Below are 19,487 nucleotides of genomic sequence, written 5' to 3'. Positions count from 1 at the left end.
GGATTGAGTACGAAGCCTGACCGACGGGTAGTCTTTTTTGATCTCGATGGAACGCTGCATCAGCAGGATATGTTTGGCACCTTCCTGCGGTTTCTGCTTAAGCGAATGCCGCAGAACCTGATTCTGGTGGTGCCGGTTCTGCCGCTGGTTGCCATCGGCTTATTTGTCCACGGGCGTGCTGCACGATGGCCGATGAGCCTGTTGCTGTGGGCTATTACCTTTGGTCACAGTGAGGCGCGCCTCAAAGCGCTGGAACTGCAATTCGTCACCGCATTTCGTCAGAAAGTGGTGGAGTTTCCGGTTGTACAACGCCGGTTGCGCGAGTATCTGGACAGCGACGATACCGAAGTCTGGCTGATCACCGGCTCACCTGAAAATCTGGTGCAGCAGGTCTACCACACTTCGCTGTTTTTACCGCAGGTGCGTCTGGTCGGCAGTCGTATTGCGCGGGGCAAAGGCGGTTGGGTGTTACCTCTGCGCTGTCTCGGGGAAGAAAAAGTCGTACAGCTCGAAAGCCGGATTGGCTCACCGCTTAAACTTTACAGCGGTTACAGCGACAGTAAGCAGGACAACCCGCTATTGTTCTTTTGCGAGCACCGTTTTCGCGTCAGTAAACAAGGTGAATTACAGCAGCTGGAATAAATTCCGCCACCATCAGCAGACAAAAACAGGCCATTTCTGGCCTGTTTTTATTTGGGGCATATTTATGAGTGAGCAAGAAGTTCAGTAGTGATCAGAATGCGGCTTTGAAAATACCCACCACATCGGCATGCGTCCCCTGAATCGGGTTAGTCAGCGCGCAGGCATCTTTCAGCGCATTGGTCGCCAGCGTATTAAAATCTTCCTCCCTCACATTCAGGTCGCGTAATCCGGCAGGGATATCGACATCACGTGCCAGCTGACGGATGGCATCGATACAGGCTTTTGCCCCCCCGGCATCAGTCATAGCTGAAACATCAATGTGCATCGCAGCGGCGACGTCTTTCAAACGCGGGCTGGCAACACGGGCGTTATATTCCTGAACGAAAGGCAGCAGTACGGCATTACAGACGCCGTGCGGAAGATTATAGAAACCCCCTAATTGATGCGCCATGGCGTGAACATAACCGAGTGACGCATTGTTAAATGCCATCCCGGCCAGAAACTGTGCATAAGCCATATCTTCGCGAGCCTGCATATTTTTACCGTCTTTCACTGCTGTGCGTAGTGAGTCGGTAATCATGGTGATTGCTTTCAGCGCACAGGCATCCGTAATCGGATTTGCCGCGCTGGAAACATAAGCTTCAATGGCGTGCGTCAGGGCATCCATCCCGGTCGCTGCGGTCAGGCCTTTTGGCATGCCGACCATCAGGTGCGGATCATTTACGGACATCAGCGGCGTTACGTTTTTGTCCACGATAGCCATTTTGATATGACGTTCTTCATCGGTGATAATGCAGAAACGGGTCATTTCTGAGGCGGTACCTGCGGTGGTATTGATGGAAATCAGCGGTAGCTGAGGTTTATCAGAACGATCAACGCCTTCGTAATCTTTGATATCGCCGCCGTTAGTGGCAAGCAATGCAACGCCTTTCGCACAGTCATGCGGTGAGCCGCCACCGAGTGAAATCACACAGTCGCAGACATTTTTTTTCAGGATCTCCAGTCCTTCACGTACATTGCGCGTCGTCGGGTTCGGGTTCGTTCCATGATAAACGCTGCTTTGCACATCATTTTTGGACAGTAATTCCTGAACTTGTTTTACCACGCCGATATCGAATAACACTTTATCTGTAACGATCAGTGCATGACGAAAACCATGCTGCGCGATAGCAGTGGCCGCATCATTGAGCGCGCCAGAACCAATAACATTAACGGACGGGATAAAGAAAGTTGCAGTAGCCATAATCGTTTTCCTTGTTGTCAGTTCTTCGTAGAGTCAAAGAAATCTTATTATTGTTACCGGTAACATCGATTGATCTGGCGCAAAGATTTACGCATTAACCGGAGCGATTTCATTCTCTAATCACCATGAAATATAAGGTTATTATTCGATTATATAAGTAGTTCCTGCTATCGGAGTTTTTGGTGTTATTCGTTAAATAAAATTACCTATTATCTACAATGAACGGTATGCAGGGTGGTGGTTATGGCCCGTGGGCTGACGGCGCTAACAAAGGTATAATGGCTGCGGATTAAAATGACTGAGGTTGAAGTGGCAGTGACAGAATTAGCAGAAATGAACGACGACGAACGCTGGATGAGATACGCAATGACTCTGGCGCTGAAGGCGCAGGAGGAAGGCGAAGTGCCGGTGGGTGCCGTACTGGTTTTAGACAATCAGGTGATTGGCGAAGGCTGGAACCGTTCTATCGGACATCATGATCCGACGGCGCATGCGGAAATTATGGCTCTGCGTCAGGGGGGCAATGCAGTGCAAAATTACCGCCTGCTGGATGCCACGCTGTATGTGACTCTGGAGCCTTGTGTGATGTGTGCCGGAGCCATGATCCACAGCCGTATCCGTCGCGTGGTGTATGGCGCAGCCGATGCCAAGACCGGTGCAGCCGGTTCCCTGATGGATGTTCTGCGCCATCCCGGCATGAATCATCAGGTCGAAATCACCTCGGGCGTTCTGGCTGATGCCTGCTCTGAACAGTTAAGTGCATTCTTTCGTTTTCGCCGGAGCCAGAAAAAAGCGCTCCGGCAGGCAGAGCGCGCGGCTCAGGCCGGAGACATGACTCCCGGAAATACAGAAGAATAAGGCTGTTCAGGCCTTATTTCCCCAGCGCTTCCTGTGCATCCACCACCGGATATCCCTGACCCAGCTGTGCCTGAAGCGCAGCCTTTTGCGCCTGCTGTTTCTCTTTTTCCATCAGATATCCCACCAGACTGAGCTGATAGCGGCGGATATTCTCCACGTAGTTGTACGCCTGCGTACCGCGTGCATAACCGTAAGCTGTCCGGCTGAAGAAGCGTTTTTGATTGAGCATCGGCAGGCGCTGCTTCACATCCACCCAGCTGTCCGGATTCCCCTTTTGCTGTGCGGTCAGTTTGCGGGCATCCAGCATATGTCCGTAACCCATGTTATACGCTGCCAGCGCAAACCAGATCCGTTCATCCTGCGGGATAGATTCCGGCATTTTATCCATCAGATGCGACAGATATTGTGCGCCGCCCCGGATGCTTTGCTCGGCATCTGTCCGGTCATCAACATTCAGTCCGCCCGCCGTCGCACGGGTCAGCATCATCACACCACGCACCCCGGTCGGTGATTTTGCCTGCGGATCCCAGTGGGATTCCTGATAAGCGATGGCGGCCAGCAAACGCCAGTCGATGTTCTGGGCATATTTTTCAAACAGCGGCTGTAAATCCGGCAGCGTACTGTCGATGGCGTTAAGGAAAGTACGGGTATCGACGTAATCAAAATCACCGACGTGCCCGAGGTATTTTTCCTCCAGCTTTTCCAGCGTACCGTCTTCGGATATCTGACTGAAGAAATCCAGCATGGCGGCGGAAAGGCTGTCGTCATCCGATTTTTTGCGGTAATACCAGGTTACGGGTTCGTCGTCAGTGGCATCAAAAGCCACCGCAAGACGTGGGTAGACGCGCTGCATCAGGGCGATAGTGACCGAATCCCCCAGCGTATAATCGAGTTTGCCATTCTCCACTTGTTGCAACAGATCGCGTGGCGATAATTTGTCGGTGGTGGACCAGGTGAGGTCAGGGTATTTTTTGCTGGCGTCTTCCAGCGTGGCGATATGCGCGCTGCCGGCAGACACCACCAGTGATCCTTTGAGGTCTGCGAAACTTTTCGGGCGCGCGGCACCCTGCCGGTAAACCAGCTGCTGGGTAACGGAATAGTATTCCGGGCCGGCACGATAGTTTTTCAGACGCTCATTGTTGTACACCAGACCGGAAGCCAGCATGTCGGCTTTCTCGTGATCGAGATCGTCGAACATGCTCTCGATAGTGGTGTGTTGAGTCACCACCAGCTGCACGCCCAGATAATCTGCGAAGCGTTTAGCCAGTTCATAATCGAAGCCCAGATTGCCTTCAGGGGAGTCCATAAAAGTCAGTGGAGAATTGAGCGTGCTTACGCGCAATTCTCCACGGGATTTTATCTGTTCCAGCTGATCGCCTTCACCCCTGTGCCACGGCACGGCAGGCCACAGGGCCAGCGCCAGTAACAGGGCGGCAATCCCCATGAGTACATAATTAATTTTTAGTCGCGTCAAATAGTTATCTCGCTGCGGCGCTCTTGTTTTTTTACGCTATGCTGTGCAGTTAGTATGGTTATATCCCCAGTGCTGACGCATTTTGCTCAACAAAACGACAGTCTGCAACTTTATTCATAATAGCCATGATAACTGTGATGTTATAAAGGAATATGAATATTCCCGACGCAAACGGTTTCGTCGGACGCCAGCTTTCTTTATAATAGCCCGCGTTTTCCCCCTGTTGCGCCCAATGAAGCACTGTGGTCAGTGTCTTCGAAGACGAGAGATCTGTGATTATGGAAATACTGCGTGGTTCGCCCGCTTTGTCGGCTTTTCGCATTAACAAATTATTGTCCCGTTGTCAGGAAGCCCGCCTTCCGGTCAGTGATATCTACGCCGAATATGTACATTTTGCCGACGTCAGCGCGCCGCTGAATTCGGACGAACAAACCAAGTTACAACGCCTCCTCAAATACGGTCCTTCTCTCGCTGAACACGCTCCTTCCGGTCGTTTATTGCTGGTTACCCCGCGCCCTGGCACTATTTCTCCGTGGTCTTCCAAAGCCACCGATATCGCACACAACTGCGGTTTGTCACAGGTTCTGCGCCTTGAGCGTGGTCTGGCATTTTATGTGCAGGCACCGCAACTGACCGAAGCACAATGGAACGAGCTGGGCGCTTTGCTGCATGACCGCATGATGGAAACCGTCTTTACCCATCCTGAAGATGCCAGCGCGCTCTTTGCGCAGCATCAGCCCGCTCCGGTGCAGCATGTGGATATCCTCGGCGTTGGCCGTGGCGCACTGGAAACCGCCAATATCAAATTAGGTCTGGCGCTGGCGCAGGATGAAATTGATTATCTGATGGAAGCCTTTACGTCGTTGGGGCGCAACCCGACGGACATCGAACTGTATATGTTCGCACAGGCCAACTCAGAACACTGCCGTCATAAAATCTTCAACGCAGACTGGATTATCGACGGCGAAACTCAGCCGAAATCTCTGTTCAAGATGATTAAGAACACGTTCGAACAGACCCCTGATTACGTGCTGTCCGCGTATAAAGATAACGCCGCCGTAATGGAAGGCTCGCAGGTCGGTCGTTTCTACGCCGATGCGAAAGACGGTCTGTACGATTTCCATCAGGAGCAGGCGCATATCCTGATGAAGGTTGAAACCCATAACCACCCGACGGCGATCTCTCCGTGGCCGGGTGCGGCAACCGGCTCCGGCGGTGAAATCCGTGACGAAGGTGCAACCGGTCGTGGTGCGAAACCGAAAGCCGGTCTGGTCGGATTCTCCGTTTCCAACCTGCGTATTCCTGGTTTTGAACAGCCGTGGGAACAAGATTTCGGTAAGCCGGACCGTATCGTGACTGCGCTGGATATCATGACCGACGGCCCGCTGGGTGGCGCAGCCTTTAACAACGAATTTGGTCGTCCGGCACTGCTGGGCTACTTCCGTACCTACGAAGAAAACGTCAACAGCCATAACGGGCCTGAGCTGCGTGGTTACCACAAACCTATTATGCTGGCGGGCGGTATCGGTAACATCCGCGCGGATCATGTGCAGAAAGGTGAAATCACCGTTGGCGCGAAACTGATTGTCCTCGGCGGTCCGGCGATGAATATCGGTCTGGGCGGCGGTGCGGCGTCTTCTATGGCATCCGGCCAGTCTGACGCGGATCTGGACTTTGCTTCCGTACAGCGCGACAACCCGGAAATGGAACGCCGTTGTCAGGAGGTCATCGACCGCTGCTGGCAGCTGGGCGAAGCTAACCCGATTCTGTTTATTCATGACGTCGGCGCGGGCGGTTTATCCAATGCCATGCCGGAGCTGGTCAGCGATGGCAACCGCGGTGGCCGTTTCCAGCTGCGTGATATCCTCAACGACGAACCGGGCATGAGCCCGCTGGAAGTCTGGTGTAACGAATCGCAGGAACGTTACGTGCTGGCGGTTTCGCCTGCTCAGCTGGAGCAGTTCGATGCTATCTGCCAGCGCGAGCGTGCACCTTACGCGGTTATTGGTGAAGCCACTGAAGAAATGCATCTTTCTCTGGAAGACAGCCATTTCGACAATCAGCCAATTGATATGCCGCTGGATGTTCTGCTGGGCAAAACCCCTAAAATGACCCGCGACGTCACCACGCTGAAAGCCAAAGGCGACGAGCTGAATGCGGAAAATATTCAAATTGCGGAAGCGGTAAAACGCGTTCTGCATCTGCCCGCCGTGGCGGAAAAAACGTTCCTGATCACCATTGGCGACCGCACCGTCACCGGTATGGTTGCGCGTGATCAGATGGTCGGACCGTGGCAGATCCCGGTCGCTGACTGCGCGGTCACTACCGCCAGCCTCGACAGCTATCACGGCGAAGCGATGTCACTGGGCGAACGCGCACCGGTGGCACTGCTTGATTTTGCGGCTTCTGGCCGCATGGCCGTGGGCGAAGCGCTGACTAACATCGCTGCGGTCGAAATTGGCAGCCTGAAACGCATCAAGCTTTCCGCAAACTGGATGTCTGCGGCAGGTCACCCGGGCGAAGATGCGGGTCTGTATGCCGCTGTAAAAGCGGTGGGCGAAGAACTTTGTCCGGCGCTGGGTATCACCATTCCGGTGGGCAAAGACTCCATGTCGATGAAAACCCGCTGGCAGGAAGGTAACGAGCAACGCGAGATGACCTCTCCGCTTTCACTGGTGATCACGGCTTTTGCCCGTGTCGAGGACGTGCGCCACACCGTGACGCCGCAACTGCGTACCGATAAAGGTGACTCCGCGCTGCTGCTGGTAGATTTAGGTGCTGGTCATAACGCACTGGGTGCTACGGCGCTGGCGCAGGTTTACCGCCAGCTCGGCAATACGCCTGCTGACGTGCGCAGCGCTGAGCAACTGGGTGGCTTCTTTAACGCCATGCAGGCGCTGGTCTCTGAGCAGAAATTACTGGCCTACCACGACCGTTCCGATGGTGGTCTGCTGGTGACGCTGGCCGAAATGGCCTTTGCCGGACATTGCGGTCTGACCGCAGATATCGCGGCGCTGGGCAACGACTCGCTGGCTGCATTATTCAACGAAGAACTGGGAGCCGTTATCCAGGTTCGTGCATCAGACCGTGAAGCCGTTGAGAAAACGCTGGCTGATTTTGGTCTGGCGGATTGTACGCATTACCTCGGCACGGTTGAAACCGGTGATCGCTTCATCATTTCCTCGGGTGACAAGCCGGTGTACAGCGAAAGCCGTACCACGCTGCGGACCTGGTGGGCGGAAACCACATGGCAGATGCAGCGTCTGCGCGATAACCCTGAATGTGCCGATCAGGAACATCAGGCGAAAACCAACGATCTGGATCCGGGTCTGAACGTCAAACTGACATTTGCCCCAGACGAAGATGTTGCAGCGCCGTACATTGCGAAGGGGGCGCGTCCGAAAGTGGCGGTACTGCGCGAGCAGGGCGTTAACTCCCACGTTGAAATGGCTGCCGCTTTCCACCGCGCTGGTTTCGATGCGGTTGACGTGCACATGAGTGATCTGCTGGCCGGTCGCCGCGATTTGCAGGATTTCCACACGCTGGTCGCCTGCGGGGGGTTCTCTTATGGTGACGTGCTGGGTGCGGGTGAAGGCTGGGCGAAATCTGTCCTGTTCAACGACCGCGTGCGTGAAGAGTTCGAAGAATTCTTCCACCGTCCGCAAACGCTGGCGCTGGGCGTGTGTAACGGCTGCCAGATGATGTCGAACCTGAAAGAGCTCATCCCAGGCGCAGAACACTGGCCGCGTTTCGTACGCAACTTGTCTGACCGCTTCGAAGCACGTTTCAGTCTGGCAGAAGTCACCGCCAGCCCGTCAATGTTCATGCAGGGTATGGCCGGTTCACGTATGCCAATCGCAGTGTCACATGGTGAAGGCCATGTGGAAGTGCGTGACGCGGCGCATCTGGCGCAAATCGAGCACAGCAATCTGGTGGCGCTGCGCTTCGTGGACAACAACGGCCAGGCGACCGAAGCCTATCCGGCGAACCCGAACGGTTCACCGAACGGCATCACGGCAGTGACCAACCTGTCAGGCCGCGTTACCGTAATGATGCCGCATCCTGAGCGCGTTTTCCGTACCGTCAGTAACTCCTGGCACCCGGAAGAGTGGGGCGAAGACAGCCCGTGGATGCGCATGTTCCGCAATGCGCGTAAGCAGCTGGGCTAATCGTTAAACAGCCCTGGTAATAAAAGTCCGCAGTGCGAAAGCCTGCGGATTTTTTATGCCTGAATATCAGGAAATAAAGTCAGTCGTCTGTTTAGGTAAATGTAAAATTATATGTCAGCTCAGTCTTTTGGCGGAAAAGCTAACTCTCTGTTTTTGATAAGTAAGCGATTTTTACATTCAGCCGGTTTATTTTTACTTAATGTATCATTAACTATTTATATGTTTTAGGCGTCATATAATGCCCAGGTCAACTCAACAGGGCTTATACGCCAATGAAAAATATAATTCCCGCGAATTCCCGCGCAGTATTCTCATGTTTAATTATTACGCTCTCATTATTAGCGTCCATTAATGTACAGGCGCAGGAAAGCATTCTTAATCCTCAGGAACAAAATATTTCTTCTCAGAATAATGATGAAGGGCTGTGGGGTTCTTTTAAAAACAACATAACTGAAACGTGGGATGCACCGCAAAATCAGGATCTCTTTCTTCCTGTATTAACACGTCACAACCGGCATACACACAGTAAAAAACAAATTGAAGGATATAACGAGCATCCCTGGGGTGGCGGTTATGGTATTTCACGTTATGATGAAAAGGGTAACTGGCACGCGCTTTATGCCATGGCCTTTAAAGACTCCTTTAATAAATGGGAACCGGTTGCGGGTTACGGATATGAAAAAATATGGCAACCGCTGGATGATAAAGAATTCCGTTTGGGTGCCGGATATATCGCCGCCGTCTCGGCGCGAGACAATTACGATTACGTGCCGTTTCCGATGGTATTGCCACTCGTTTTCGCAGGCTATTCCCGGCTGACTTTCCAGGCCACTTATGTTCCGGGAACCAGCACAAAAGGGAATGTCCTCTTCGGCTGGTTCCGCTGGGATTTTTAAGACCTGTCTGTAAGATATTTCTGTAAGAGAGTGTCTGAGTAATTTAAATTTATCGTAAATGCTTCACAGATAATTCCGATAAATAAAAACCCAATCACTGTGATTTCATATAATTATAGTATGCAACTGTTTTTTGTTATGCCCGCGTTTAACTTCTTCTACCATGCTTTGTATATGATAAAGCTTAAAAAAAGAAGTGAGAATAATTATGCGGATGAAAAATTTTATAGGGAAAGGTCAGTTTTTATGTATTGCATTATTTAGTCCGGTTGTTTGGGCGACCAATAGCGGAGTCAGTCCCGTTACTACGCCTGAAAGCCAGCAGCAGGGATTCAGTTTTTCTGACACATGGTCAGACTTTAAAGATAAAGTCTCGACGACCTGGAATGATTCAGATTCACAAGATCTGTATCTGCCGGTCATTACCTGGCATAACCGTTTAACTTACGATAAAGAGAAAACGGACCGATACAACGAGCGTCCGTGGGGCGGGGGTTATGGTATTTCCCGCTACGATGAAAAAGGTAACTGGAACGGCATCTATTTTATGGCGTTTAAGGATTCTCATAATAAATGGGAACCTATCGGTGGCTACGGCTGGGAGAAAATATGGACGCCTGCGGAAGATAAAAACTTTCGTTTAGGTTTAGGATATACCGCGGCGGTCACGGCGCGGGATGATTACGCCTATATTCCGATCCCCATTGTTTTACCGCTGGCTTCCATTGGTTATGACAAACTGACATTCCAGGCGACGTATATTCCGGGAACCTACAACAACGGCAACGTTTTCTTTGCCTGGTTGCGGTATCAGTTCTGAACCGCTTTCTTTGTGACTGAACAAAGACCGGATTCAGGATGTGAACCTGATCCCTCCCTTTTGATGAATATTCCACTATGCTGAAAATTCACCGCAAGAATCAATCTGTTGGTTTTTGCGGTGTTTTTTGTTTTCAGGGAATCTACAAAACTATTCATTAAGAGGATCACTTGTGAAAAAAGCATCCCGATATCTTGCGTTGTCTGCACTTGCCTGCGTTTTACCGCTTTCGCTTCCGGCTGCTCAGGCAGCTCAGTCTGACAATTTAGAACTCCAGCAAGTCCTGGTGCTCAGCCGTCACGGCATCCGCGCGCCGCTGGTCAACTACGGTGACGTGCTCGCCGAATCCACGACGCATACCTGGCCGGTATGGAAAACCGAAGGAGGCTTACTGACGCCAAAAGGCGGCCAGAATTCTGAACATATGGGCCGGTACTTCCGCGCCTGGCTGGCGAAAGATAAATTACTGCCTGCTACCGGCTGCCCGGAGAATGCTCAGGTCTTCACTTATGCCAACAGTTTGCCGCGTACTATTGATACCGCGAAACATTTCTCTACCGGGGCTTTTCCGGGCTGTGATGTGTCCGTTCTCAACCGGGTAGAAATTGGCAAAATGGATCCGGTATTTAATCCGATTATTACCGCAGATGTGAACGAGACCTTCAAAACCAATGCGCTGAATTCTGTTAATCAGCATGCAGGCGAGGGCGGTCTGGCGGGGCTAAATCAGCGCCTCAAACCAAACTATCAGCTGCTGGAAAGTATCCTCGATTATAAAAACAGTAAAATCTGCAAAGAAAAACAACAGTGCGATCTGGCTTCGCAGCCTTCAGAAGTCGTGCTGACGCAGGGTAAAGAACCAGGTATTACAGGGCCGCTGCGTATGGCGACCGGCGCGGCTGATGCGTTTATGCTGCAATACTACGAAGGTTATCCGATGAAAGACGTGGCGTGGGGCAAAATCACTACGCCAGAGCAGTGGAAGAAACTGGAGGATATCAAAAACCTTTATCACGAAACGCTGTTTGGTTCGCCGGCGATTGCTGCCAACGCGGCTAAACCGTTGCTGACCTTTATTTCCGGCGCGCTGGATCCAAAACTGGCGACGACCGCAGATCAGAAAGCCGCACAGCAGGCAAAACTGGCGGTGCTGGTCGGGCATGACTCCAATATCGCGTCACTGCTCGCGGCGCTGAAAACGAAGGATTATCAGTTGCCGGGTCAGTACGAACGTACGCCAATCAATGGAACCGTGGTCTTCCAGCGCTGGCACGATAAAAAGACCGATAAGGATCTGATGAAAATTGAGTATGTTTATCCGACCGCCCGTCAGCTGCGCAACAATGTGGCGCTGAGCCTGAAAAATCCACCGCAACGCGTCACGTTACAAATCGAAGGTTGTACCGTTGATAAGCAAGGTTTCTGCCCGATGGAGCAGTTTAATCAGGCTGTGCAAAAGGATTTACAGGGCTGATGCCTTAAGCCGCTGACTGGCAATAGATAGCGTTTTAAGTTAGTTAGCGGCAGCTTTCCTCTGCCAGATAATGTGCCAAAGATTTCTCACTCTGGCACATTATGGCGTCCTCCTCGTTTTACCTCAGCGCCCGTCAGCGGGCAGACATTGCTTCACTCTCCGCCCGATTATGGTGGCGTTTTGAAATCCCCACCTGGACACTGATCGTCACGGTTTACAGCGGCTGGTTTGCGCTGGTGTATTTCTGGGAAGATCTCGGTCCGTGGATTGCCACACCTGCGCTTATCTGGTTTACGGCCTGGTACATGTCGCTGCAACACGAACTCATTCACGGGCATCCGACCCGTAAACCCTGGCTGAATCAGCTGCTCGGCACGCTGCCGCTGGCGGTCTGGTATCCCTACGGCCTGTACCGCGACACGCATTTACAGCATCACCGTAATGAACATCTGACGCTGCCGGGTGATGATCCCGAGGCTTATTATTTCAGCCGTGCCAGCTGGGACAGTCTGTCACCGGCGATGAAGGCGGTTGTCCGTCTGCGAAATACATTGCCGGGACGTATGCTGATCGGGCCGCTGCTGGATATTTCTGCCACGCTGACCGGTGCGCTGACAGCGGTATTTCGTGGGGACTGGCGCACGGTCGGTATGTGGGTATTCCACGGGATTTTGCTGGCAGGTTTATTGTACTGGATGTCGCTTCGCGGCCTGTCAGCCGGGTATTTCATTCTGACGGTGACCTATCCGGCGCTGAGCCTGACTAAAGTTCGTTCCTTTTATGAGCATCGTGCCGAACATTCGCCACAGGCACGCTCAACGCTTAATGAGGCCGGTTTCATCTGGCGGCTGCTGTTCCTTAATCTCAACTATCACCTGGTACATCACGATTTGCCGGGCGTACCCTGGTATGCACTGCGTCAGGTGTATTTTGCCGAACGCGAAGCTTACATTGCGCGCAGCGAGGGATTTGTGGTGAAAGGGTACCGGCAGTGGTTCCGGCACCACACACAGAAACCGGTCTGTGTGGAAGCGCATCCGTTTGCCAGCGCCGGTGAGCCTGTGCAAACCGCCCGCAGCGACTATGATTATCAGCAGGAAACCCCCTGACGGAGTGGCCGCATGATGCTGATGTCTTTACCGATGTATGCTGTCTCTGTACCGGACGTGGAAGCTTTCGCGGATGTTTTGCGGCAAAAGCTGAAGCGCTCGGGCCTGAATGCCACACCGCCATCACTGAGCTGGCCGCAGGATTTATTCACGCACTGGCAGCAGCCGGATTTATTGCTGAGTCAGACCTGTGGCTTTCCGCTGGTAGAAAGCCTGCCGGATGTTCAGCTGGTCGGCACGTTTAGTTACCGCGCGCCGGGCTGCGACGGTTATCGTTACCGCAGTTTTTTGCTGGCGCGTGATGAAGATGCAAAACTGCATTTGCCTGATTTTCGTCACCGGCGGCTGGCGTTCAACAGCACAGATTCTCAATCCGGATACAACAGTCTGCGGGCGCTGGTGGCACCGCTGGCACAGGCCGGGAAATTTTTCTCTCAGGCCACCGCAACCGGCAGTCACCGCGAATCCCTGCATTATGTTCAGCAAAATCGGGCAGATCTGGCGGCAATTGACTGCGTGACGCTGGAGCTTTTGCACCGTAACGAGCCGTCAGCGCTCAGCGGTCTGGCGGTCATTGGCCAGACGGCAGCTGTGCCGGGTTTGCCACTGATCACCTCACCGCAAACATCGCCGGAACATCTGGCTATTTTGCGTCAGGCACTGCATGAAATTGCACACGAGCCGGTCAGTAAACCGCTGCTGATTGAAGAATTCAGTGAAGTGCCGCGTCAGGCGTACGGCGTGATTACATTGATGAAAAACATTGCTCAGGAATTTGGCGTCCGTGAACTGACGACGTCATGACTCCCTGTAAACTGCATAAAAAAACCGGGCCCGAGGCCCGGTGATGATTTCTGACGTACCGTTAAATCAGTGCGTTTCGATAGGGAAATCTTCGTTCACATCACCCCATTCAGCCCATGAACCGTCGTAAAGCTGCACATCTTTAACACCCAGGGAGTCCAGTCCGAACGCCAGTGCCGCAGCGGTCACACCGGAACCACAACTGGTGATCACCGGTTTATTGAGATCTACGCCCAGCTTTTCAAACGTGGCTTTCAGCTCCACTGGCGATTTCAGGTGTCCGTCCTGCGTCAGCTCGGTAAAAGGCACACTCAGGCTGCCGGGAATATGACCGCCATGCAGCCCCGGACGCGGTTCCGGAGCTTCGGCTTTAAAGCGCGCCAGCGAACGGGCGTCGATAATCTGCACTTTGCCGAGCGCGTCTTTGACCTGTTCCGCACTGACGACGACCGGACGCACCAGTTTCGCGTTAAACGTCGAAGGAACGCGGGTGTGCTCACCGCTTTGGGTCGGTTTACCTTCCGCAATCCACGCATTCAGACCGCCATCCAGAACGCGCACGCTTTTCGCGCCGAAACTGGTCAGCATCCACCACACACGCGGTGCGGAAAACAGATCACCTTCATCATAAAGCACGATAGTTTGCGTATCCGCGACGCCTAAACGGCTCATCGACGCAGCGAATTCCTCTGCGGTCGGCATCATATGCGGCAGGCCGGTTGTGCAGTCGGAAATGCTGTCGACTTCCACATAAATCGCGTTGGGAATGTGTGCTTCAAGATATTTGCCATGAAAATCCACCGGTGGCGTAATGCCCGGTTTGGATTTACGACAATCGATAATGACGACATCCGGTGAGTTCAGATTTTTTGCCAGCCATTGTGTAGAAACGGTATGGGTAGAAAAAGTCATGTTCTGTTGCCTTATCTTCTTTGTGGAGCCAGCCTCAGAGATCGCCGGGGATCAAAGAATACACCCAGGCATCACGCGGCTGACCGTGATAATAAAGCCGGTTACGGTGCAGGCCCTCTGACGTCGCGCCCGCTTTTTCTGCCACCCGGCGGCTGCGTTCATTGCTGTCCATCACCACGATTTCCAGACGGGTCAGCTCCAGTTCGGTAAACGCAAAACGCGCTGCGGCTCTGACCGCCAGCGTTGCCAGTCCCCGGCACGTATAACCGGTGCGGATCCAGTAGCCGAGATTTGAAAACTTATATTCCTGAACGATGCGGTTGATGCCCACGCTGCCAATCAGATTACCGCCGGATCGTTCGAACACGCAGAAATTGAATTCTACCCCGCGATGACGTTTTTGCTCACTGTCGGTGAGATATTTGCGGCTGTCATCAAGAGAATATTTATCGGTACACCAGCTTTCCCATGCACCTATTTCATTGACCGAGGCCTGAACGGCTTCAAAGTGGGTGATGGCTTCCAGCTCTGTAGCGGCGCGGATCTCAATCTCATCATCCTGATAAATCTGGCGTGTCAGCATGGGCATTATCCTGTCATTGAGGAAACCAATAGTTTAGGAAACCAAAAAGTCAGCCTCACATATCCGGCATCAATCTGTCAATTGGCGAAAATACCGCTAAGCCAGAAAAAATTAGCGTGAAAAAACAGCGGGCTGCCTGCTCACCGTTTTATTCTTCCGGCAGCAGCATCACCAGCTTGCATTCCGCATATCCCGCCGGAAAAAATGTCTGTTGCCGGTAGCGGATTTCACCGCTGAGCGGATGGTTAAAGCGCCTTTCACCGCCTTCGCGCGCCAGCACCTCCTGCTGTGTCCACCACTGGCTGAATTCAGTACTGCGTTCCCGTAACCGGAGCACCGACTGGCGAACCGCCTCGGAATGCGGGTAATGGCTGGTTTCGGCGCGAAATTCTGCCACCACGCGTTTGGCGCGTTCCGGCCAGTTGGTCACCAGCTGACGCGCCAGCGGATGCAGAAACATAAAATCCAGCAAATTAGGGTTTTCCTCCACGCCGAGCCAGCCGCTGAAAAGCGCACCGGCCTGCGGATTCCACGCCAGCATATTCCAGCAACTGTCGAGCAGATAACCGGGGCAGGTCAGCTGATTGACGTAATCTTTCAGACCCGCGTCCGGTGCCGCAGAAGATGGCAACGCCTCAGGGTCTTTCACCGACGCGAGGCTGAATAAATACTCGCGTGCGGCAGGCTCCATGCGCAGTGATTTCGCCAGACGGTCGAGTGTGGCGGCTGATATCGACACATCGCGTCCCTGTTCAATCCATGTGTACCATGTTGCGCTGATACCACTGATTTGCGCCAGTTCCTCACGTCGCAGTCCGCTGGTTCTGCGACGGGGTGAGCCCGGCAAACCCACCATTTCCGGCGTTACGCGTTCACGGTGTGTACGTAAAAACGTCCCCAGCGCTTTTGGCCCGCTGAGTGACTCTGCGTTATCAATCATGCCATCCTCTTAAACAGGAAGTTTTAAACAGGGAGTAACTTATACCAGTATAAATGCTCATATTGTACCCGTATATAACTATGCCTATAGTGATTCTGAGGTCATTTGAAACCCGCTTTCTCATTACAAAAACAAGACAGACAGGAGCAATGATGAACATGAAAAATACCCACACTCAGGCCGTTGATAAGCAGTTTGGTTCGCAGGCAAAAGATTATCTGACCAGCGCCGTTCACTCGCAGGGCGCTGATCTGCAACGTCTGGCGACGTTGCTGGCGCCTTTTCCGGATGCGAAGGTGATTGATCTGGGATGTGGCGCGGGACACGCCAGCTTTGTTGCCGCCGGAGTTGTCAAAAATGTGATTGCCTATGATTTGTCGGCGCAGATGCTGGAAGTGGTGGCGCAGGCGGCAAAAGACAAAAATCTGAACAACATTACGGTACAGCAGGGCGTAGCAGAGTCACTGCCATTTGACGACCATAGCGCGGATATCATTATCAGCCGCTATTCAGCACACCACTGGCATGATGTCGGGCAGGCGTTGCGCGAAGTGGCACGCGTGCTGAAGCCTGGCGGTAAATTTATCATGATGGATGTGGTATCGCCGGGCCATCCGTTGCTGGATATTTATCTGCAAACGATTGAAGTACTGCGCGACACCTCTCATGTCCGCAATTATTCGCCTGGCGAATGGCTGAACATGGCTTCTGAAGCTGGCCTGATATCCCGCGAAGTCACCACCGACCGCCTGCCGCTGGAATTCACCAGCTGGATAGCGCGTATGCGAACGCCGGAACATTTCGCTGTCGCTATCCGCGAGCTGCAAAAAGTGATGTCTGAGGAAGTCGTAAAACACTTTGAGATCCAATCCGACGGCTCATTTACCAGCGATATTATGATGCTGGTGGCGTCGAAAAACTAAGGCATTGCGGTATGATTGCGCCCTCCATTGACCGGAGGGCGCGAAGGTATTTATCTGTTATTTCTTACCGAACATCTTTTTCCCAATCATCACCAGCGCCAGAACGGCGGCACCGACCACCAGGCCGACCACCAAATCGGTCGCGCCGGTAATCAGCGTATTCACCCAGCTCTCATGCCCGTGCGTCAGCGGTTCAATCAGGCTGTGCATGAACGGTAAACCGTGGCTGATAATACTGCCCCCGACCAGGAACATGGCGATGGTGCCGACCACTGACAATATCTTCATCAGCCAGGGGGCAAGATTCACGATGCCGCGACCAAAGGCGCGCACGGCGTTCATCATGCCACTTTCGCCATTCAGCTTGCTCAGGTACAAACCGGCGTCGTCAATTTTGACAATCGCCCCGACCAGCCCGTAAACGCCGATGGTCATCGCCACGGCAATCAGTACCATCACGGTAACCTGATTGAGAAAAGGCGCTGATGACACAATTCCCAGTGAGATCACGATGATTTCAGCGGAAAGAATAAAGTCAGTACGCACGGCGCCTTTAACTTTCTCTTTTTCCTGCTTTTTAGCATCGTCATCATTTTTTACCTCAGCCGCTGCCGGTTTTTCTTCTTCATGATGCTCACCGGGCATGAATTTATGGGCGACCTTTTCGAACCCCTCATAACACAGGTAGGCACCGCCAATCATCAGCAAAGGCGTGATAGCCCAGGGGATAAAGGCGCTGATGAGTAACGCCAGCGGCACCAGAATCGCTTTGTTGATCATTGAGCCTTTAGCGACCGCCCAGACAATCGGCAATTCGCGATCGGCTTTCACCCCAGTAACCTGCTGAGCGTTCAGCGCCAGATCGTCACCCAATACGCTGGCTGTCTTTTTAGCGGCGACTTTACTCATTGCCGCAACGTCATCAAGAATCGATGCAATATCATCGATCAAAGCCAGAAGGCTGCCACCCGCCATAAACACTCCCTTTCATCATTGTGCAAAGGTTTTCCGCACACGCGGAACCCGAACTCTGTGCCATGAACTTGCAGGAGATCACAGCAACAGAAAATTCATAAAAAATAATCATATCAGTGATTGCATAGCGGCGTCGATTTGTGCGAATGTTGTCCCGTTCTTAAATAACTTTGAAATCTCTCCATACTTTCTCCATTAAATATCCCCGTTTTTCCATCAGTTACGCGTACTGAAATATTTGCTTTCATTCTCTCCTTATTTTTACCACAAAGGTTAAACTTCTTTACGTTCGATTACGTCGCCTTTCATTGATTCGCCGATAATTATTTCAACGGATGACTTCCGCTCCATTAATTAACGAAACTAACGAAAGAAAGGTGCGCATTATGAAACTCTTACCTGCAATGACCGCTGTCGCTATTACCGTCGCTTCATTCTCAGCTCTTGCTGCTACGCCAATTTCTGAAATGCAGGCGCAAAGCGGTAATTTCCAGTCTCTGGGTGTTGTTTCCGTTAGCGCACCTAATACCGTCCCTGGCAGCATGCGTGACCAGCTGAACCAGGTAGCCAACGATAAAGGCGCCACCCACTACCGTGTGATCGGCCAAGGTACTCCGGGCGACTCCAGCCTGAATCGTGCGAGCGTTGAGCTTTATAAATAAAATTCAGATTTTATAAAAAACCTTTTTTATAAAATCTAATTAAGTATTTTCCTGTAGCGAAAAGGCCAATGTCATCTGACATTGGCCTTTTTATTCTTCTTCTTTCGGGGTTCCTTTTGGGAATCATCTCATGTGTTTTAATTAATTTCCCTCTTTATGACGATTATTTCCTTTATTAATCATTTCTTAAGAATTTTTGAGTTATATAAGGGTCTATGTCTCAGGAGGAAGTTAATATGTTGAATGCCGCAATAATGACAATTAAGAACACAGGTGTTTCGATTCAGAATCAATTTTTCTATTTACAAAATTTTATTAGTTCACCAAGGACGATGGGGACGCTGATGCCTTCTTCCCCGTGGTTGTGCCACGCGATGCTCAGCCAGATTGACTGGGCGACGTCTCTGGATATTGCCGAACTTGGCGCGGCCGACGGTGTGCTGACCCGCCGGATACTCAGCCGGATGCGTGCCGATGCAAAACTTGAGGCATTTGAAATACAGCCTGCGTTTGTCCGCAAGCTGAACCAAATGGACGACCACCGGTTGCAGGTGATGGCGCATTCTGCTGAGCATATGAGCACTCAGTATGACGCGGTGTTTTCCTGTCTGCCGCTGCTGTCAATGCCGGTGCGAACCAGCATGAGGATTTTGCAAGCCACCCGCCAGCAGCTGAAAGAAAAGGACGGGGTGCTTGTCCTGTTCCAATACAGCCATCTTTCGGAGAAACTGCTGTCACGCTATTACACCTGGAAAAAGATCCGTGTGGTGAAGAATTTTCCACCGGCGCTGGTGTATATCTGTAAACCTCGCTGATACAGCAACTTATGGAACATGGATCGCAAAGCTGCCCGCAGGCCTTTGCGCGACAAGGATTTTTCAGTATGATGAACACGATAGCGTAAATAAAACGCTACAGAAGCTTCACCGGCAGATGATAAAAATCTGCCAGTGAGGCTTTTTTGTTGTACTATTTGGCGAGTACAGCGCCAGGCCAGTACAAT

At 52.2% G+C, this 19,487-nt stretch carries 17 protein-coding genes; 11 read left to right on the top strand and 6 right to left on the bottom strand.

The window, feature by feature from the left end:
• Positions 1–3: 3 nt before the first annotated feature.
• Positions 4–642, top strand: a complete 639-nt coding sequence (yfhb, locus tag D5398_RS04355; RefSeq protein WP_120506479.1) for a phosphatidylglycerophosphatase C — start codon at positions 4–6, stop codon at positions 640–642.
• 91 nt (positions 643–733) lie between these two features.
• Here yfhb and yiaY read toward each other — a convergent pair whose 3' ends face one another.
• A complete protein-coding gene (yiaY, locus tag D5398_RS04350; RefSeq protein ID WP_120506478.1) occupies positions 734–1,885 on the bottom strand; it encodes an L-threonine dehydrogenase in 1,152 nt (383 codons plus the stop codon).
• A 294-nt stretch (positions 1,886–2,179) separates the two neighbouring features.
• Between yiaY and tadA the strand changes: the two genes are divergently transcribed.
• Positions 2,180–2,743, top strand: coding sequence for a tRNA adenosine(34) deaminase TadA (gene tadA, locus D5398_RS04345; RefSeq protein WP_120506477.1), 564 nt, complete (start codon positions 2,180–2,182; stop codon positions 2,741–2,743).
• A 13-nt stretch (positions 2,744–2,756) separates the two neighbouring features.
• On the opposite strand, the gene mltF is transcribed toward tadA, so the two are convergent.
• On the bottom strand, positions 2,757–4,217 hold the full coding sequence (gene mltF, locus D5398_RS04340) for a membrane-bound lytic murein transglycosylase MltF (protein ID WP_120506476.1): 1,461 nt from the start codon (positions 4,215–4,217) through the stop codon (positions 2,757–2,759).
• Positions 4,218–4,492: 275 nt separating this feature from the next.
• Here mltF and purL point away from each other — a divergent pair, with 275 nt between their 5' ends.
• The 6 genes from purL to D5398_RS04310 all read left to right on the top strand — a co-directional run bounded on the left by purL (position 4,493) and on the right by D5398_RS04310 (position 13,489).
• Positions 4,493–8,386: a phosphoribosylformylglycinamidine synthase gene (gene purL, locus D5398_RS04335; protein WP_208645891.1), complete on the top strand. Its 3,894-nt coding sequence runs from the start codon at positions 4,493–4,495 to the stop codon at positions 8,384–8,386.
• A gap of 272 nt (positions 8,387–8,658) precedes the next feature.
• Positions 8,659–9,282, top strand: a complete 624-nt coding sequence (gene pagP / locus D5398_RS04330) for a lipid IV(A) palmitoyltransferase PagP (RefSeq protein ID WP_120506474.1) — start codon at positions 8,659–8,661, stop codon at positions 9,280–9,282.
• Positions 9,283–9,496: 214 nt separating this feature from the next.
• Positions 9,497–10,102, top strand: a complete 606-nt coding sequence (gene pagP / locus D5398_RS04325) for a lipid IV(A) palmitoyltransferase PagP (RefSeq protein ID WP_244216708.1) — start codon at positions 9,497–9,499, stop codon at positions 10,100–10,102.
• Between the two features lie 172 nt (positions 10,103–10,274).
• On the top strand, positions 10,275–11,576 hold the full coding sequence (agp, locus tag D5398_RS04320) for a bifunctional glucose-1-phosphatase/inositol phosphatase (RefSeq protein ID WP_120506473.1): 1,302 nt from the start codon (positions 10,275–10,277) through the stop codon (positions 11,574–11,576).
• Positions 11,577–11,677: 101 nt separating this feature from the next.
• Entirely contained in the window at positions 11,678–12,685 is a 1,008-nt protein-coding gene (locus D5398_RS04315) for a fatty acid desaturase (protein ID WP_120506472.1), read from the top strand.
• Positions 12,686–12,697: 12 nt separating this feature from the next.
• Complete coding sequence (locus D5398_RS04310) at positions 12,698–13,489, top strand: phosphate/phosphite/phosphonate ABC transporter substrate-binding protein (RefSeq protein WP_120506471.1); 792 nt, start codon at positions 12,698–12,700, stop codon at positions 13,487–13,489.
• A gap of 66 nt (positions 13,490–13,555) precedes the next feature.
• Here the strand turns inward: D5398_RS04310 and sseA are convergent, their stop codons facing one another.
• The 3 genes from sseA to D5398_RS04295 all read right to left on the bottom strand — a co-directional run bounded on the left by sseA (position 13,556) and on the right by D5398_RS04295 (position 15,924).
• Positions 13,556–14,401: a 3-mercaptopyruvate sulfurtransferase gene (sseA, locus tag D5398_RS04305; protein WP_120506470.1), complete on the bottom strand. Its 846-nt coding sequence runs from the start codon at positions 14,399–14,401 to the stop codon at positions 13,556–13,558.
• Between the two features lie 34 nt (positions 14,402–14,435).
• A complete protein-coding gene (locus D5398_RS04300) occupies positions 14,436–14,984 on the bottom strand; it encodes a GNAT family N-acetyltransferase (protein ID WP_120506469.1) in 549 nt (182 codons plus the stop codon).
• A gap of 148 nt (positions 14,985–15,132) precedes the next feature.
• The gene (locus D5398_RS04295; protein ID WP_120506468.1) at positions 15,133–15,924 is read right to left on the bottom strand and encodes a helix-turn-helix transcriptional regulator; all 792 of its coding nucleotides are present in this window, start codon (positions 15,922–15,924) and stop codon (positions 15,133–15,135) included.
• Positions 15,925–16,076: 152 nt separating this feature from the next.
• On the opposite strand from D5398_RS04295, the gene D5398_RS04290 reads away from it, so the two are divergent.
• Positions 16,077–16,847, top strand: coding sequence for a class I SAM-dependent methyltransferase (locus tag D5398_RS04290; protein ID WP_120506467.1), 771 nt, complete (start codon positions 16,077–16,079; stop codon positions 16,845–16,847).
• A 57-nt stretch (positions 16,848–16,904) separates the two neighbouring features.
• On the opposite strand, the gene D5398_RS04285 is transcribed toward D5398_RS04290, so the two are convergent.
• Positions 16,905–17,822, bottom strand: coding sequence for a DUF808 domain-containing protein (locus tag D5398_RS04285; protein WP_120506466.1), 918 nt, complete (start codon positions 17,820–17,822; stop codon positions 16,905–16,907).
• Positions 17,823–18,208: 386 nt separating this feature from the next.
• Between D5398_RS04285 and D5398_RS04280 the strand changes: the two genes are divergently transcribed.
• Together D5398_RS04280 and D5398_RS04275 are read left to right on the top strand one after the other, a co-directional pair.
• The gene (locus tag D5398_RS04280; protein WP_120506465.1) at positions 18,209–18,484 is read left to right on the top strand and encodes a YdgH/BhsA/McbA family protein; all 276 of its coding nucleotides are present in this window, start codon (positions 18,209–18,211) and stop codon (positions 18,482–18,484) included.
• 236 nt (positions 18,485–18,720) lie between these two features.
• Complete coding sequence (locus tag D5398_RS04275) at positions 18,721–19,299, top strand: class I SAM-dependent methyltransferase (RefSeq protein WP_120506464.1); 579 nt, start codon at positions 18,721–18,723, stop codon at positions 19,297–19,299.
• The last annotated feature ends 188 nt before the right edge of the window (positions 19,300–19,487 follow it).

Source organism: Rahnella bruchi, assembly GCF_003614975.1.
Classification (GTDB): Bacteria; Pseudomonadota; Gammaproteobacteria; order Enterobacterales; family Enterobacteriaceae; genus Rahnella; species Rahnella bruchi.
Note: the sequence above shows the minus strand (reverse complement) of the source record. Positions and strands in the feature narration are given on the sequence as shown.

Excerpts from the sequence above, each read along its gene's own strand:
- yiaY (WP_120506478.1), bottom strand. The coding sequence starts at position 1,885 with ATGGCTACTGCAACTTTCTTTATCCCGTCCGTTAATGTTATTGGTTCT.
- tadA (WP_120506477.1), top strand. The coding sequence starts at position 2,180 with ATGACTGAGGTTGAAGTGGCAGTGACAGAATTAGCAGAAATGAACGAC.
- pagP (WP_120506474.1), top strand. The coding sequence starts at position 8,659 with ATGAAAAATATAATTCCCGCGAATTCCCGCGCAGTATTCTCATGTTTA.
- pagP (WP_244216708.1), top strand. The coding sequence starts at position 9,497 with ATGAAAAATTTTATAGGGAAAGGTCAGTTTTTATGTATTGCATTATTT.
- D5398_RS04315 (WP_120506472.1), top strand. The coding sequence starts at position 11,678 with ATGGCGTCCTCCTCGTTTTACCTCAGCGCCCGTCAGCGGGCAGACATT.
- D5398_RS04310 (WP_120506471.1), top strand. The coding sequence starts at position 12,698 with ATGATGCTGATGTCTTTACCGATGTATGCTGTCTCTGTACCGGACGTG.
- sseA (WP_120506470.1), bottom strand. The coding sequence starts at position 14,401 with ATGACTTTTTCTACCCATACCGTTTCTACACAATGGCTGGCAAAAAAT.
- D5398_RS04300 (WP_120506469.1), bottom strand. The coding sequence starts at position 14,984 with ATGCTGACACGCCAGATTTATCAGGATGATGAGATTGAGATCCGCGCC.
- D5398_RS04295 (WP_120506468.1), bottom strand. The coding sequence starts at position 15,924 with ATGATTGATAACGCAGAGTCACTCAGCGGGCCAAAAGCGCTGGGGACG.
- D5398_RS04290 (WP_120506467.1), top strand. The coding sequence starts at position 16,077 with ATGAACATGAAAAATACCCACACTCAGGCCGTTGATAAGCAGTTTGGT.
- D5398_RS04285 (WP_120506466.1), bottom strand. The coding sequence starts at position 17,822 with ATGGCGGGTGGCAGCCTTCTGGCTTTGATCGATGATATTGCATCGATT.
- D5398_RS04280 (WP_120506465.1), top strand. The coding sequence starts at position 18,209 with ATGAAACTCTTACCTGCAATGACCGCTGTCGCTATTACCGTCGCTTCA.
- D5398_RS04275 (WP_120506464.1), top strand. The coding sequence starts at position 18,721 with ATGTTGAATGCCGCAATAATGACAATTAAGAACACAGGTGTTTCGATT.